The organism is Blautia sp. DFI.3.45, from assembly GCF_020593505.1.
GTDB classification, from domain to species: domain Bacteria; phylum Bacillota; class Clostridia; order Lachnospirales; family Lachnospiraceae; genus Blautia_A; species Blautia_A wexlerae.
The window spans coordinates 87,360-100,608 of sequence record NZ_JAJDMI010000007.1; the positions used below are offsets into that span (position 1 = coordinate 87,360).

Annotated in this window: 19 protein-coding genes; 18 read left to right on the forward strand and 1 reads right to left on the reverse strand. The window is 39.2% G+C overall.

Translation table 11 applies throughout. The annotated features are described in order from the left end of the window. Nucleotides 1–14: 14 nt before the first annotated feature. The 7 genes from LJE09_RS04295 (at nt 15) to LJE09_RS04325 (ending at nt 5,814) form a co-directional block, all read left to right on the forward strand. The gene (locus LJE09_RS04295) at nt 15–329 is read left to right on the forward strand and encodes a hypothetical protein (protein WP_014080633.1); all 315 of its coding nucleotides are present in this window, start codon (nt 15–17) and stop codon (nt 327–329) included. Further along, nucleotides 329–634 carry a hypothetical protein gene (locus LJE09_RS04300; RefSeq protein WP_117483110.1) on the forward strand — a complete coding sequence of 102 codons (306 nt, stop codon included), beginning with the start codon at nt 329–331 and terminating at the stop codon, nt 632–634. The genes LJE09_RS04295 and LJE09_RS04300 overlap by 1 nt, the downstream gene beginning before the upstream one ends. After that, complete coding sequence (locus tag LJE09_RS04305) at nt 610–2,331, forward strand: MobA/MobL family protein (protein ID WP_055182639.1); 1,722 nt, start codon at nt 610–612, stop codon at nt 2,329–2,331. Before LJE09_RS04300 ends, LJE09_RS04305 begins: the two co-directional genes overlap by 25 nt. Further along, nucleotides 2,309–3,019: a DUF6040 family protein gene (locus LJE09_RS04310; RefSeq protein ID WP_044905124.1), complete on the forward strand. Its 711-nt coding sequence runs from the start codon at nt 2,309–2,311 to the stop codon at nt 3,017–3,019. The genes LJE09_RS04305 and LJE09_RS04310 overlap by 23 nt, the downstream gene beginning before the upstream one ends. 375 nt (nt 3,020–3,394) lie before the next feature. Continuing rightward, nucleotides 3,395–3,976, forward strand: a complete 582-nt coding sequence (locus LJE09_RS04315) for a TetR/AcrR family transcriptional regulator (RefSeq protein ID WP_008373078.1) — start codon at nt 3,395–3,397, stop codon at nt 3,974–3,976. Next, a complete protein-coding gene (locus tag LJE09_RS04320; protein ID WP_015517697.1) occupies nt 3,969–4,661 on the forward strand; it encodes an ABC transporter ATP-binding protein in 693 nt (230 codons plus the stop codon). The genes LJE09_RS04315 and LJE09_RS04320 overlap by 8 nt, the downstream gene beginning before the upstream one ends. Before the next feature lie 4 nt (nt 4,662–4,665). After that, nucleotides 4,666–5,814 (forward strand): FtsX-like permease family protein, encoded by a 1,149-nt coding sequence (locus tag LJE09_RS04325; protein ID WP_015541486.1) that lies wholly within the window; start codon nt 4,666–4,668, stop codon nt 5,812–5,814. Between the two features lie 182 nt (nt 5,815–5,996). On the opposite strand, the gene LJE09_RS04330 is transcribed toward LJE09_RS04325, so the two are convergent. After that, nucleotides 5,997–6,233, reverse strand: a complete 237-nt coding sequence (locus LJE09_RS04330) for a DUF6061 family protein (RefSeq protein ID WP_008373065.1) — start codon at nt 6,231–6,233, stop codon at nt 5,997–5,999. 321 nt (nt 6,234–6,554) lie between these two features. Here LJE09_RS04330 and LJE09_RS04335 point away from each other — a divergent pair, with 321 nt between their 5' ends. The 11 genes from LJE09_RS04335 to LJE09_RS04385 all read left to right on the forward strand — a co-directional run bounded on the left by LJE09_RS04335 (nt 6,555) and on the right by LJE09_RS04385 (nt 13,240). Then, nucleotides 6,555–6,983 (forward strand): hypothetical protein, encoded by a 429-nt coding sequence (locus LJE09_RS04335; RefSeq protein WP_008118560.1) that lies wholly within the window; start codon nt 6,555–6,557, stop codon nt 6,981–6,983. 20 nt (nt 6,984–7,003) lie between these two features. Next, entirely contained in the window at nt 7,004–8,005 is a 1,002-nt protein-coding gene (locus tag LJE09_RS04340) for a helix-turn-helix transcriptional regulator (protein WP_044681693.1), read from the forward strand. 240 nt (nt 8,006–8,245) lie between these two features. Then, nucleotides 8,246–9,013 (forward strand): zinc ribbon domain-containing protein, encoded by a 768-nt coding sequence (locus LJE09_RS04345; protein ID WP_002594697.1) that lies wholly within the window; start codon nt 8,246–8,248, stop codon nt 9,011–9,013. Nucleotides 9,014–9,225: 212 nt separating this feature from the next. Next, nucleotides 9,226–9,801 carry a transcriptional repressor LexA gene (gene lexA / locus LJE09_RS04350; RefSeq protein WP_015530046.1) on the forward strand — a complete coding sequence of 192 codons (576 nt, stop codon included), beginning with the start codon at nt 9,226–9,228 and terminating at the stop codon, nt 9,799–9,801. Between the two features lie 130 nt (nt 9,802–9,931). Next, on the forward strand, nt 9,932–10,657 hold the full coding sequence (locus tag LJE09_RS04355; protein WP_002594700.1) for an ImmA/IrrE family metallo-endopeptidase: 726 nt from the start codon (nt 9,932–9,934) through the stop codon (nt 10,655–10,657). Continuing rightward, complete coding sequence (locus LJE09_RS04360; RefSeq protein ID WP_002594701.1) at nt 10,654–10,902, forward strand: hypothetical protein; 249 nt, start codon at nt 10,654–10,656, stop codon at nt 10,900–10,902. The genes LJE09_RS04355 and LJE09_RS04360 overlap by 4 nt, the downstream gene beginning before the upstream one ends. 311 nt (nt 10,903–11,213) lie before the next feature. Beyond that, nucleotides 11,214–11,801, forward strand: coding sequence for a hypothetical protein (locus tag LJE09_RS04365; RefSeq protein ID WP_055291085.1), 588 nt, complete (start codon nt 11,214–11,216; stop codon nt 11,799–11,801). A 105-nt stretch (nt 11,802–11,906) separates the two neighbouring features. Continuing rightward, nucleotides 11,907–12,473, forward strand: coding sequence for a type II toxin-antitoxin system PemK/MazF family toxin (locus LJE09_RS04370; RefSeq protein WP_015530049.1), 567 nt, complete (start codon nt 11,907–11,909; stop codon nt 12,471–12,473). After that, entirely contained in the window at nt 12,460–12,666 is a 207-nt protein-coding gene (locus LJE09_RS04375) for an excisionase (protein ID WP_002594704.1), read from the forward strand. The genes LJE09_RS04370 and LJE09_RS04375 overlap by 14 nt, the downstream gene beginning before the upstream one ends. Before the next feature lie 99 nt (nt 12,667–12,765). After that, nucleotides 12,766–12,993: an excisionase gene (locus tag LJE09_RS04380; RefSeq protein WP_002594705.1), complete on the forward strand. Its 228-nt coding sequence runs from the start codon at nt 12,766–12,768 to the stop codon at nt 12,991–12,993. After that, nucleotides 12,959–13,240 (forward strand): excisionase, encoded by a 282-nt coding sequence (locus tag LJE09_RS04385; RefSeq protein WP_023920548.1) that lies wholly within the window; start codon nt 12,959–12,961, stop codon nt 13,238–13,240. The genes LJE09_RS04380 and LJE09_RS04385 overlap by 35 nt, the downstream gene beginning before the upstream one ends. Nucleotides 13,241–13,249 lie beyond the last annotated feature (9 nt).

A 13,249-nucleotide genomic window follows, 5' to 3' on the forward strand; every position in this document is an offset into this window, starting at 1 on the left:
AGGATGAAGACGATATGGCGAAATCAACAAAGACTTATGAAGAAAGAATACGTGCATTAGAGAAAAAGGAACAGGAAAGCATTGAAGCTACAAAAAAGCTCATTGCACAGCGGAAGGAACTGGAAAAGCGAAAGAAAGCAGAGGAAAGTAAAAAACGAACCCACAGGCTCTGTCAGATTGGTGGCGCAGTGGAATCGGTTCTTGGCTGTCCGATTGAGGAGGAAGATTTACCAAAGTTGATAGGCTTCTTAAAAAGGCAGGAAACAAACGGAAAGTTTTTCTCAAAGGCGATGCAGAAAGAGCCACTTACAGATATGGAGGAAGTGTAATGGCGGAGGGAGTGGTTTTTCCATTCCCTTCATTGCCTTTGAATGAAGGGCGCACTTATGGACAACCAGAGGTCGTCCTTATAAGTTTGCCACAAGTGGCAACCGGTCTGCGCTTACGCTTGCCGGGCTCGTTCCGTCGGCGGGGCTTTCAGCCAGACCTGCTCATGCCGCAGGGGGCACTCTTGCGCAGAGGGCGTTCCGACAGCTTCACTTCTGCCAAACCAGAAGAAGATGCTGTCGGAAATCAATGCCGGATACGGCAGAAAGGGGGAATTATATCATGGCGATATTTCACTTTACAGTAAAGATTGTCGGGCGCAGTAAAGGAAAATCTGTCATATCCGCATCGGCATATCTTAATGGAGATGTGATGAAGAATGAGGAAACAGGCAGAATCAGTTACTATACTTCCAAAAAGGAAGTCGTCTACACCAGTCTGATGATGTGCGAAAATGCACCTCCTGAATGGCTGCATGTACCGGAAGAAAATATAAAAAGGTTTCAACAGTCTATCCGTTATAAAAGAGCGGATGATAAAGATGCCGCACTGGAAAAGTTTAAAATCACATTTCAGAAACAGCGTCTATGGAATGAGGTATTGAAGATAGAAAAAAATGCAGATGCACAGCTTGGACGCTCATTTGAATTTTCCCTGCCGAAAGAATGGAGCAGACAGGAACAGATTGATTATACAACCGAATATATTCAAAAGACTTTCGTGGATAAGGGAATGTGTGTCGACTGGAGCATACACGATAAGGGCGATGGAAACCCACATGTGCATTTACTTGTAACCATGCGACCATTCAATCTGGATCATTCATGGGGCAGCAAAGAAGTCAAGGACTGGGATTTTGTCAGAGATACTGACGGAAATATCGTGGTTGATGAATCCCACCCGGACTGGTGGCAGGATAAGAAAAATCCTGATCGGCATGGAATCCGCATTCCGGTACTTGATGAAAACGGAGTACAGAAAGTCGGGGCAAGAAACCGAAAACAATGGAAACGGGTTCTGACCGATGCTACCGGCTGGAATAATCCAAAGAATTGTGAGTTATGGCGAAGCGAATGGGCTGGGATGTGTAACCGGCATTTATCCATAGACAATCAGATTGACCACCGCTCTTATGAAAGACAGGGCAAATTAAAAATCCCTACGATTCATGAGGGTGCGGATGCAAGAAAGATTGAGGAAAAATATCTCACCGGACAGATATGGAATGGTTCATGGAAGGTAGAGGAAAACCAGATGATTAAAAAACAAAATGCACTACTGCAAAAGGTAATCACAACCTTTGGTAAGGTATCCGGTGCATTGTCAATATGGAAGGAGTGGTTGAATGACATTAGAAGAAAGCAAAGAAGTAATTCCCATGATGGAAGCAATGATTACACAGATAGAGGAACAGCAGAATATCATGGCAGAGATGCTTCAGGAGATACAGGAAAAGGACGAGAAGCTGATGTGCTTTCAGGAGCAGGAAGAACGATTGCAGCAATTAGAGAAAGAATTGTCAGAGCTGCTACAAATCTTACCGGATACAGAAGAACTGTTGATGCTTCTGGAAGAAAAGACAGACCAGATACAGAAACTCACAGACGAAAATCAGCAATGGCAGGAATTGGCACAGAAATTGAACAGCGAGAACCGGCTATTGCAGAAACAGAACAGCGAATTACTGAACTTGAACAGCAATTAGAGAAAGGAAGGTTGATTGATGAACGAATTAAGAAACTCAAAGAACGACGATCAACTGGAAGAACTGCTAATGCTGACGGAGCAGATGCAGGAAGAACTCGACCAGAAAGACCGGACTATCAGGAAACTGAAAGTGCAGCTCGACGAATCGCTGACCTTGAACGAGAGGTTAAACAGCGAGAACAGAGCAGGGAACATTCAAGCCTTAAAGAACGACTTGAGGAAAACAAAAGAATTATTGCAGAGCGAGAAAGAGAAAACGCTCACCGCAAAGGACATGATAGAGGAATGTCGCGATAAGCTAAGACAGGCAGAACAGGAACGGGACTATGCACTCTCCCATCAGAAAAAAGTAGAGATACCGGTTGAAAAGCCGGTACTCTATCAAAAGTGTGGGAATTGTAACCAGACAGCTTATCTGAGAGCGAAGGAAAGGTATGATACGCAGAGAGAAAAACTGGCAGGCAGATATAAAGCAAAAACAGCCATGTATGAAGCATTGATGTTTTTGCTGATATGGTATTCCGTATCGACTACTCTTTTTCAGATAATACTGTCAAAAATCTTTATTTCTGATTGCGTGGTATTCTTTGATACAATCGCAACTTTTATACAGAGCATTGCAGGGTGGATTATACTGACAGGAAAGAATGTGGCACAGATTAGTAATGGAATATCCAATCCTGTCATTACCGGAATTATATACTGGCTGATAAGATTATTGATTTGCGGTGGCTGTCTGGTGGGTGCAGAAATACTTTTAGCATTCACCGGGATAAAGATTGCCGGGCTATATAAGAAATACTGCTGGGATATGATTACAATACTGGTAACACTTATAAGCATGGCAATAGCAATCTATTTTGGAGATTGGATAAAGACAGTATTGCCGATCAATCTGCTATTTTTCTTATTATTCGTGCAACTGGTATATGTTGGAATCAGGTGGTATGTAAAAGGCTGGCGGGAAACAAGGGGATATTATTAAAAATCCGATTGTAAACACACAATTTTATATATGTGCTTAATCACACCTCTTTGTATTTTAATAAAATCCTACAAAAGCTTTGAAAACAAAGGATTCATTGTAATGTGTTCGCTTTATCCCTTTATATGATTTCACACTATGTTCCCCTTGCCCTGACTGTTCATAATGGTAAAAGCAAGGGCTGGAAAAACGCATAACGCAATACAACAAAGTGTAGCAATTGGGATATTATGAACGAAGAAATCATCTTTTCATAAGCAGTCAATAAGGCTGAAGGAATTAATCTCTGCCGCCTTATTGACTTTCAGGTGGGCTTCAATTATAATTAAATCAGCTGATTTAAAACAAGCGATTTAGTAAAAGGAGAGATAAAGTATGCCACCAAAAGCCAAATTTACAAAAGCAGAAATTATTGAAGCCGCATTAAATATTGTCAGGGCAGACGGATATGAGGCTTTGACTTCAAGAGCGTTAGGAACATATCTCGGTAGTTCGGCAAGACCCATTTTTACTGTATTTAAAAATATGGAGGAGGTTCAGCAGGATATGATTAAATCTGCTAAAGCTCTGTATAAAGAATATGTCAATAAAGGACTAACAACAGAGCCCCCGTTTAAAGGGGTGGGTACACAATATATTCTCTTCGCTGTTAATGAGCCTAAGCTTTTTCAACTCCTCTTTATGACGGAGCAAAAACAAATTCCTGACTTATCTGGTGTACTTCCGCTGATAGATGAAAGTTATGAGCAAATTCTATTGTCAATTCAAGATGATTACAAAATTTGCAAGGCAGCTGGGAAAAAACTGTATCATCATCTTTGGATATATACACACGGAATTGCAACGCTTTGTGCCACAAAAATGTGCCGATTTACAGACGAAGAAATCAGTACAATGATTACTGAGGTATGTATGAGTATTTTGAAAAAGCTGAAGGAAGGAGAAAATAATGATTAAAGCGAGAAATATAATAAAATCCTACCAAAACGGAGAAAGCCGATTCCAAGTATTAAAGGACATCAGTCTTGATATTGAGGATAATGATTTTGTGGTTATTCTCGGCGCATCTGGTTCTGGCAAGTCAACCTTTTTGAATGTAATTTCAGGTCTTGAACGCCCTGACAGCGGTAAAGTGTTTTATGACGGAAAGGATATTACAGCACTTTCTGATAATGAATTAACTTCATTTCGTAAGGAAAATGTCGGATTTATTTTTCAGCAGTATTATTTGCTACCCAATATGAGCGTTGATAAAAATGTAAAAATGGGTGCTGATTTAGCAAATAATAAAGATTATAAAAACGTCATTAGAGCGGTTGGACTCGGAGAAAAACTACATAAATATCCCAGCGAACTTTCGGGTGGCGAACAGCAAAGAGTATCTATTGCAAGAGCTTTGGCAAAAAGACCGAGAGTATTATTTCTTGACGAACCGACAGGAGCATTAGACGAACAAACAGGACGACAGGTTCTTGATTATATATGTAAACTTCAAAAGGAATATGGTTTTACGATTGTAATGGTAACGCACAATTTGAATATTGCGGAAATGGCAAACACAGTTATAAAAATGAATAGCGGAAAAATATCTGAAATTTACACAAATGAAGCACAAAAGACTGCTTATGAGATAGGGTGGTGATGGTATGCTCGTTGGAATAAAAAATGTTTCAAAACTCATCGGTATTTCCATTATAGCCTGTTGTGCTGTTCTTGTTTGTACAATGTTTCTGAACTTTTATTTTGATATTCGATTAATTGAGAGTGAAATTACATCTGAATTATCAATGTTTTTTTATAATGCTCAGGTTTCTACCGCAAAAGTCGTTTGCCTTGTAAGTGGCGGATGCTTGCTTTTAACTGCGATTGTTATGTTGTTGTTTTATATTAAGCATTATATTGACACGCATAAGAAGGAACTTGGGATATTAAAGGCGTTGGGATATTCAAATATCAAAATTGCAAAAAGCTTTTGGGTATTCGGAATTAGTATATTTATTGGAACTGTAACCGGATATGCAGGAGCATTTCTTATAATGCCGTGGTTTTACGCTCTACAAAATGAAGATAAAATGCTTCCTGAGATAACTATCAATTTTCATCCAAGCATTTTATTTTATTTTGTGGTATTGCCGACTGTGTGTTTTTCGGCACTTTCAGTTTATTATGCCTGGTACAAATTCAAAAAACCTGTGTTGCTGCTTTTGAAAGATAATATGCAAACTGCTTCTAAAACACCAAATCATAGAATCGAAAAAAGCAGTGAATTGTCGTTTGTAGAGTATTTGAAAAGGAATACCTTGAAATCTAAAAAGGCACTTGTATTCTTCATTATTTTTGCTTCGTTTTGCTTTTCAGCTATGACACAAATGTCGTTTAGTATGAAAGATTTATCAAGTGAAATGATGGGTGTGATGATGTTGGTCATCGGACTTGTATTAGCGTTTACAACTCTGTTTCTTGCTATAACTACAGTAATAAACGGAAATACAAAAACTATTGCTATGATGAGAGTATTCGGCTATTCACAGAAAGAATGTTGCAGGGCAATTTTAGGAGGATACAGACCGCTGTCCTATATTGGTTTTATAATCGGAACAGTATATCAGTATGGATTGCTTCGGCTTATGGTGGATATTGTATTTAAGGATGTCGAGGGTGTACCTACGTATAAATTTGACTTTCCTACTATGCTTATTTCTCTTGCTTGTTTTATCACGATTTATGAAATTATGATGTATATATATTCTGAAAAAATTAAGAAGATTTCTATCAAGGAAATTATGATTGAGTAACAGGGGAAAATACATACAAACAAAATGGATACAATGCCCTGTCTGGTGCAATAAAAACTGAACAATGATACTGGAAAATACCAAATTTAAAAGTTTCATCTGCATTGTCAGAAGTGAAAAAATATAGAATAATAGGGACAAATAAATCTAAAAGGGTTATTTGTCCCTTATTTATCTTTGAATTAAATTTCTAAGGAATCTTCCGCATCTACCCACATTTGCATCGTTCCATCAAGATACAATCTTGCATATTCAAGTGGTTCATCAATAGCAAGTGCATTTAACGCACAATCTGATCCAGGTGTTGTTTTTAAATTCTTTTCTGCTTCCCAGCAGTCAATGCGGAGCATATAGCCAGCACTGGTATATACATCAATGCTGTTTCTGTGTGGATTGTATTCTGCAAATATCGTTCTCATCGTATCAAATCTCCTTATCGTTCAATCAATCATTTGTTAAAAAAATAGAAGCATTTCAATCAGTTCACCATGTCGTTTTAATTTTGTGTTATACTGTTTTATAGGATTTTCTTGCCCTTGTATTTGCCCTTATCAGAGTTCGTAAACACTGGTGGGACAATATAATACAAGGGAAACAATAAGGGAAAGCTCACCTGCGATAAACTTAGTGTTTTCAAGGGCTTGAGAGATATTTGATAATAAAATATAACAATTATTAAATTCCTTGGAATACATGAAATCTCAATTCAAGTTTGTCGAGCAAAGGAGGTGCTGTAACAGATGGATGAACATTCCTATGACGATATAATCAATCTGCCGAATCCGACATCGAAGAACCATCCTCGTATGTCACTTCACGACAGAGCAGCACAGTTTGCACCTTTTGCGGCACTTACAGGACACGATGCAGCCATTAAAGAGACTGCAAGGCTAACAGATGAACGGTTAGAGTTAAGCGATGAAGTCATTATGAAATTAAATGACCAATTAAATATGATTAGAGATAATATCGGCACAGAACAGGAAATATCAATAACTTATTTCGTGCCTGATGATAAAAAATCCGGAGGAGCATATCTCACGCATTCCGGCATAGTGAAAAAGATTGATGAATTTGAACGCAAACTGATTATGCAGGATGAAACAGTAATTCCGACTGAACAAATCAGCGTGATACAGGGAGAAATGTTCAAAGGACTATATGAGTAATAGCTTGGAAAGGGCAAACAATGGAAACAAAGCCGAGAATATTATACTTAAAGAAAATATTAGAGGAACGAACGGACGAGGAACATCCGCTTTCGACGACGCAGCTAATCAATATATTGAATGATGAATACGGAATATCTGCACATAGAACGACGGTCACAAAAGATATTGCTGCACTTCAGGAGTTTGGAATGGATATTGTTACTATCCATTCTACTCAGAGCAAATACTTTGTAGCCAGTCGTAAGTTTGAATTGCCGGAACTGAAACTGCTGATAGATGCAGTGGAGTCATCGAAGTTTATTACAAAGAAGAAAAGCAAAACGCTGATTGAGAAGATACATACGATGACCAGTCCGGGGCAGGTGGCAAAGTTGAAGCGTAATAACTATGTGGTCAATCGAATTAAGCCGGATAATGAGCAGATATATTATATCATTGACGCTATAAACGATGCCATCAATACAGGTAAACAGATTTCTTTTCAGTATTATGATTATACCGGATTAAAGAAAAAGGTTCTGAAGAACAAGGGCGAAGTGTATAAGCTCAGCCCGTATAAACTTCTCTGGTGTGGGGACTATTATTATGTTCTCGGATATTCAGAGAAGAAAAGCAAGGTTATCAATTTCAGGGTAGACCGTATTGCTTCCAAGCCGGAGATATTGGATAAAGATATTATTCCTATGCCGGATGATTTTGATATTGAGAATTACACAAAGGAAGTTTTCTTTATGTTCTCAGGCGAGAAAGTTCTTGTGGATTTACGGTGTGATAACAGCTTGATGAAAACAATGGTTGACCGTTTTGGAGAAGATGTGACAACTCTTGCGTATGATATGACTTCTTTCAGAGTACAGACCGAAGTATCAGCCAGTCCGACCTTTTTTGGTTGGGTGTTTGGCTTTAATGGCAAGGTACAAATACTTGCACCGGAAAGTGTGAAAGAACAGTACAGGCAGATGATTGCACAAGCCGATGAGGGTATGCAGCAAAAAGAAAACAAAGAACAGGAAATCTAACACTCCAAAGCATACGATGTCAAGAAACGGCAGAATCTTCTTGAAAAGCTCGCAGTATGAATATGCCGAGGGCGTGGAGTTTGAAGTTTATCCGTCTGCGGATACAACCGACCCAAACTATTATTGTGAAAATTTGTTAGCCGTGAACGAAAAAGCTGAGTAATAAGGACAGCAACTGCGAGTTGCTTGTTTGAGATAATGCGTGAGACTATAATAAAGGTGTAAGGGAGGTACTGCATAATGGATACAAAACAGGTTATACTTGAACTTCGCACTCAAAAGGGAATGTCGCAGGATGAGCTTGCAGAAAAAGTTTTTGTAAGTCGTCAGGCAGTTTCACGTTGGGAAAACGGAGAAACAGTTCCGAATACGGAAACATTGAAATTGCTGTCAAAAGTATTAGATGTTTCCATAAATACACTTTTAGGCTCACCGAGAAAGCTTATTTGTCAATGCTGCGGAATGCCGCTTGAAGATGATGATATTATCGGACACAATCACGACGGTTCTTTCAACGAGGACTATTGTAAGTGGTGTTATGCCGATGGAACATATACTTACAATGATATGGACGATTTGATTGAAGTTTGTGTTAAGAATATGGTAAGCGAGAATTTCACGGAGGAACAAGCCCGTTCTTATATGAAAGAGCTGCTTCCTACTTTGGATTACTGGAAGAAATATGATGAGCTTAGTGATAACGGTCAGTTTGAAGAATTCAAGAAAAAGTTAATCAATGAAATTAACGAATTGAATGTTGACGGAATGCCAAAGGTGGAAAAACTGAATACCCTTGTGGGAAAGTATGTGAATCTTGAGTACCGGCTTCCGAATGGGCAAGCGGCTAAGTTTTTGAATGAGGCAAAGACATATCTGGGCAATCAGCTTGAATGTGAATACGGCGGCGATAGATGTTTCGGCGTTGTTGCAGATATGGATTTTATTCTTATTTGCACTTATGAAGAAGACGGTAAGAATCCGGAACTTGTATTGTATAAGAAAAGATGAGGATAGAGAAAAATAGTAAGCCATTGGAGTTAATGATTTCAGTGCAAGCAAAGAAATTTTGAGGTGTTAGCAAATTGCGACACCTCTTTTCTTTTGCGAAAAACCTACTTGAAAAATTTTTCGTATCAGGTATAATAAAACTATCGAAAGCAAACTGCTTCCGATAGAAAAGAAAGCGAGGTGCAGGTATGAGAAGCAAGAGTCCTGAACTTATGAGTGAGATAAAAAAATATATCGAGGATTATTACCTGCAAAACAGACAATCCCCATCGACTACAAAGATTGCTGAAGCTGTTGGTATTGCCAGAGGTACAGCATACAAATACTTGGTAGAAATGGCTGAGAAGAATATGATTGAGTACGACGGGCAGGAGATTCGCACCAATGTGACCCGTAAGTACAGTGGCGAACAGACACAGACACCGATTGTAGGTTCTATTCCTTGTGGTAGTCCTCAGTATGAGGAAGAAAATATTGAAGAATATGTATCACTTCCTACTGCTATTTTCGGCAAAGGAGATTTCTTTATATTAAGAGCAAGCGGTCAGTCTATGATTGAAGCAGGGATTGATGACGGCGACCTTGTGGTTGTCAAAAAGCAGGTAGAAGCCAATGAGGGCGATATAGTAGTTGCCCTTGTGGATAATCAGAATACATTGAAACGTTACTTCAGAGATGATGAGAATAAGAAAATCATTCTCCATCCGGAAAATAAGAAGATGAAAGACATCATTGTAGATGAGTGCTGCATTCAGGGTGTGGCTTGTCACATCATCAAAGAACTATAGCAGAGGACAGACGAATGAGAACACTTGAAGGAATTCGCTATCTAATCAATTTGGATAGTGCGGAAATACAACAGAACTTTGCCGGAGGAGTTGCACCGCCGGACAAGGTGGAGTCGGAGGTGGACACAACTTGAGTATTTATATGTCAAGAGCCGAGTTGGAAGAAATCAGCGAAGGCTTGATAACAGCTTATGCTAATAAGTTTAGCAATCGAGTGATTCAATCCATCGACATAGAACATTTCATTACAGAATTTCTTATGTTACGAATTGAATACGCTTCTTTCGCAGAAGATGATGCAGGCAGGATTGGTTTTCTGGCAGATGGAGCAACACCACTGCTGGTACATCAGGACGGAAAAATTATTCCCTTTGTTTTCCCGAAAGATACCATCGTACTTGATAAATTTCTTCTTGCTGAAAAGGAGCAGGGACGTCGCAGATTTACAATGGCACACGAAGCGTCACATCATATCTTGAGTAAGATGTATGCAATGCCGAGTGAAGGACGCTTTCATGCAGAGTATGACAGTGAGCGTAGTTATTCCAAAGAGGAACTGGCTCAGATGTTTGCGTCTGTTGAGTGGCAGGCAGATACAATGGGAGCTTCGCTTCTTATGCCGAGAAGAATTATTGAAAATGCCTTGGCGAAATATAATCAGTCAAATCCGATAAGAGTTTATGGCGATAATACCATTACTTCAAAGGATAAAGCAGTTATCCGCAGAATGGCAGCTTATATCGGAGTATCTTATACAGCCTTGGTTATCAGATTGAGAGATATGGGGCTATTTGAGTATCACAATATCCTTGAGTACATTTCCAATGAGTTAAATCTGGGAGGTGTTTCACAATGAGGTTACAGACTCAGGTAGCACCTGAAATACAAAAGAGATTGCTTCTGTCAAGAGTAGAAGCAGAAAGTCTGAAAGAGCGTGATATTCTCTGCCCGACTTGTGGGTTCAGGATACAAAGAGTTTTTTCAGACGCAACCGGACATTTGAGTGTGAAGTGTCAGAAATGCAAGAATGTCCATATCTTAAATCTCGCTTACTTCCGCAGAATCCGTAGGAACGGATATGGCAGGAATTGCAGGCGATGAAGATTACAAGTAAATATCGAAACGATTTCTAATCGAGTAAGCGGAGATAAGCAATTTATTTGCTAAACTACCAAGCACCGTACGAAGCCGGATAAGTGAAGAATAGAAGTATTCTTTGCTGTCCAGATTCGACGGTGCTTTTTTTGTTGCTGTTTTATTCGATTATGCTTCGTGCAGTATTAGGTCTTTTCCCTTACTTGGGAAAGGACTTTTATGTTTTATAACGTATGGCAGTGCCAGATAGCTGAGTACCCGTAATCTCCGAATTTTGAAACTTATCAATTTTTCAAAATTCAAAGGAGATTACGGAAATGAAAAACAAACTTACATTAACAGAACAAGAAGAATTATTTGTAAAGGATTGTAAACTGATAAATCTTAAATACGAATATAACGGTTATACCGGAGCTGAAAGATGGGCGATTATTACGGAATTATCGGTAAAAGAGCTTTGGGAGAAGTATCCCCTTGTTATAGAAAGATATTCTCCGTTTGTTCATCTTTCCATTGCACAGGGAGAGGTAATTGACGATGCAAACCGAAATGAGGACAAGTATGCAAAGAGAAGCAGTCGCACACTTGACTGCTATGGATATGACGATGAAATGTCCTCACAGTTCCATAAAGAACTTGCCATTATGTTTGACGACCCGTTTGAAAGAGCAGAGGAAGAAAGGCTTGAACTGGAAAGAGAAGAATTGCGTCAGTGTGAAATCAGGAAAGCAAGGATAGCACTTTCAATGTTGCAGCCACTTCAAAGGGAACGCCTTATGAAGAATGTGTGCTGCGGTCTGAGTTCCAGAGCGATTGCAAAGCAGGAGGGCGTATATTACAGCTCCGTAGATAAGTCTATTGCAGCGGCGAAGAAAAACTTTATCAAATTTTATGAAAATCTCTGATTTTGGGTGTGCATTTCAGCACCCTTTGTCCAAATGAGTGAAGGGGTTATTTCATTCCGGATACGAATGACACTTTAAAAATTAGATTCTTGTGAGGTTATGCATATGAAAGAAAAAATGATTTGTCGTGGGGATTTATTCTACTATGACTTTGGAGATAACAGTGGTTCAGTACAAAGCGGAGAGCGTCCGGTGCTTGTCGTTCAGGCAGACGATTATAACCAGAATGCTCCAACGATTATTGTTGCAGCGGTTACAAGTGTAATCAAGAAAAGATATTTGCCATCACACATTATTCTTGGCGAGGAGTTTGGACTGAAGAAACCGTCAATGGTTCTTCTGGAGCAGATACGGACAGTCAATAGAGAGGATTTGCGTGAATACATAGGTACGGTAGATGACGATAAACTTTTTAGGCAGATAAACGCAACTTTGAAAAAGACTTTTGGACTTTGGGTTTACAAGCCGGAGGGGAAAGAAAATATTCGTTGTCTATGCCCGAAGTGCCTGAATGATTACATCCACAATCCGGACTATATTGTAAGGCGACTTGACCCATTTGCAAAGCGAAAAGACAGATGTGATAAGTGTGATGGGGATGGTTGGGATTATGTTGTTACCGACAGATATTCATCCAAGAAAGAAAAGAGGGGGAGCAATGACAGAAAATAAAATCATTATTCCTATCTGGAAGAAGTCCAATCTTACAGTAGAAGAAGCCGCAGCTTATTGTGGTATTGGCTCAAGAAAATTAAGAGAAATGTCCGACTCGGAGTTTTGCCCTTTTGTTCTTTGGAATGGAAGTAAGCGACTGATTAAAAGAAGAAAACTGGACGAATATCTTGATAATGCGTATTCGATATAGCTGATTTGTAAAGTGTGCGATGGGTCGGTTCGCATAATAGGCTCATCGCTCATTTTAAATTATCATAAGGGCAGAAAAAAACAAGGAGGTGCTTCCGTAATGGCAGATACAGAAAAGATTATCCGAAAAAAATATGATGTGCCGATATGGCATAAGTCTAATTTGACGATTGATGAAGCAGTTGAATATTCTGGCATAGGTAGAGAAAGACTGAGAAAACTAACAAGCCAAGAAGAATGCCCATTTGTTCTTCATATAGGAAATCGTCGAATGATTAAGAGGAGGATTTTTGATGAATACATTGAAAAACTTACTTTCCTTGAATGATGATGAACGCTTACTTGCCGAAGTAAGAACATATCAGGAAAAACTCATAAGCAATGCTGAAGAACCGATATGGGAAAGAAAGTGGCTGACAATCGAAGAAGCCGCAGCATATTCCGGTATAGGAAGAACGAAGTTGCGTGAGTTGTCTAATCAAGCAGGTTGTCCCTTTGCAATATGGATAGGCAATAAAATCCATATTGTGAGGGAACGACTGGACAAATATATAGATAAGCAGTTTAGAATTTAGGAGGACACA

What these genes read in the sequence shown, in the direction of transcription:
- LJE09_RS04295 (WP_014080633.1), top strand. Translation starts at nt 15, where the DNA reads ATGGCGAAATCAACAAAGACTTATGAAGAAAGAATACGTGCATTAGAG.
- LJE09_RS04300 (WP_117483110.1), top strand. Translation starts at nt 329, where the DNA reads ATGGCGGAGGGAGTGGTTTTTCCATTCCCTTCATTGCCTTTGAATGAA.
- LJE09_RS04305 (WP_055182639.1), top strand. Translation starts at nt 610, where the DNA reads ATGGCGATATTTCACTTTACAGTAAAGATTGTCGGGCGCAGTAAAGGA.
- LJE09_RS04310 (WP_044905124.1), top strand. Translation starts at nt 2,309, where the DNA reads ATGATAGAGGAATGTCGCGATAAGCTAAGACAGGCAGAACAGGAACGG.
- LJE09_RS04315 (WP_008373078.1), top strand. Translation starts at nt 3,395, where the DNA reads ATGCCACCAAAAGCCAAATTTACAAAAGCAGAAATTATTGAAGCCGCA.
- LJE09_RS04320 (WP_015517697.1), top strand. Translation starts at nt 3,969, where the DNA reads ATGATTAAAGCGAGAAATATAATAAAATCCTACCAAAACGGAGAAAGC.
- LJE09_RS04325 (WP_015541486.1), top strand. Translation starts at nt 4,666, where the DNA reads ATGCTCGTTGGAATAAAAAATGTTTCAAAACTCATCGGTATTTCCATT.
- LJE09_RS04330 (WP_008373065.1), bottom strand. Translation starts at nt 6,233, where the DNA reads ATGAGAACGATATTTGCAGAATACAATCCACACAGAAACAGCATTGAT.
- LJE09_RS04335 (WP_008118560.1), top strand. Translation starts at nt 6,555, where the DNA reads ATGGATGAACATTCCTATGACGATATAATCAATCTGCCGAATCCGACA.
- LJE09_RS04340 (WP_044681693.1), top strand. Translation starts at nt 7,004, where the DNA reads ATGGAAACAAAGCCGAGAATATTATACTTAAAGAAAATATTAGAGGAA.
- LJE09_RS04345 (WP_002594697.1), top strand. Translation starts at nt 8,246, where the DNA reads ATGGATACAAAACAGGTTATACTTGAACTTCGCACTCAAAAGGGAATG.
- lexA (WP_015530046.1), top strand. Translation starts at nt 9,226, where the DNA reads ATGAGTGAGATAAAAAAATATATCGAGGATTATTACCTGCAAAACAGA.
- LJE09_RS04360 (WP_002594701.1), top strand. Translation starts at nt 10,654, where the DNA reads ATGAGGTTACAGACTCAGGTAGCACCTGAAATACAAAAGAGATTGCTT.
- LJE09_RS04365 (WP_055291085.1), top strand. Translation starts at nt 11,214, where the DNA reads ATGAAAAACAAACTTACATTAACAGAACAAGAAGAATTATTTGTAAAG.
- LJE09_RS04370 (WP_015530049.1), top strand. Translation starts at nt 11,907, where the DNA reads ATGAAAGAAAAAATGATTTGTCGTGGGGATTTATTCTACTATGACTTT.
- LJE09_RS04375 (WP_002594704.1), top strand. Translation starts at nt 12,460, where the DNA reads ATGACAGAAAATAAAATCATTATTCCTATCTGGAAGAAGTCCAATCTT.
- LJE09_RS04380 (WP_002594705.1), top strand. Translation starts at nt 12,766, where the DNA reads ATGGCAGATACAGAAAAGATTATCCGAAAAAAATATGATGTGCCGATA.
- LJE09_RS04385 (WP_023920548.1), top strand. Translation starts at nt 12,959, where the DNA reads ATGAATACATTGAAAAACTTACTTTCCTTGAATGATGATGAACGCTTA.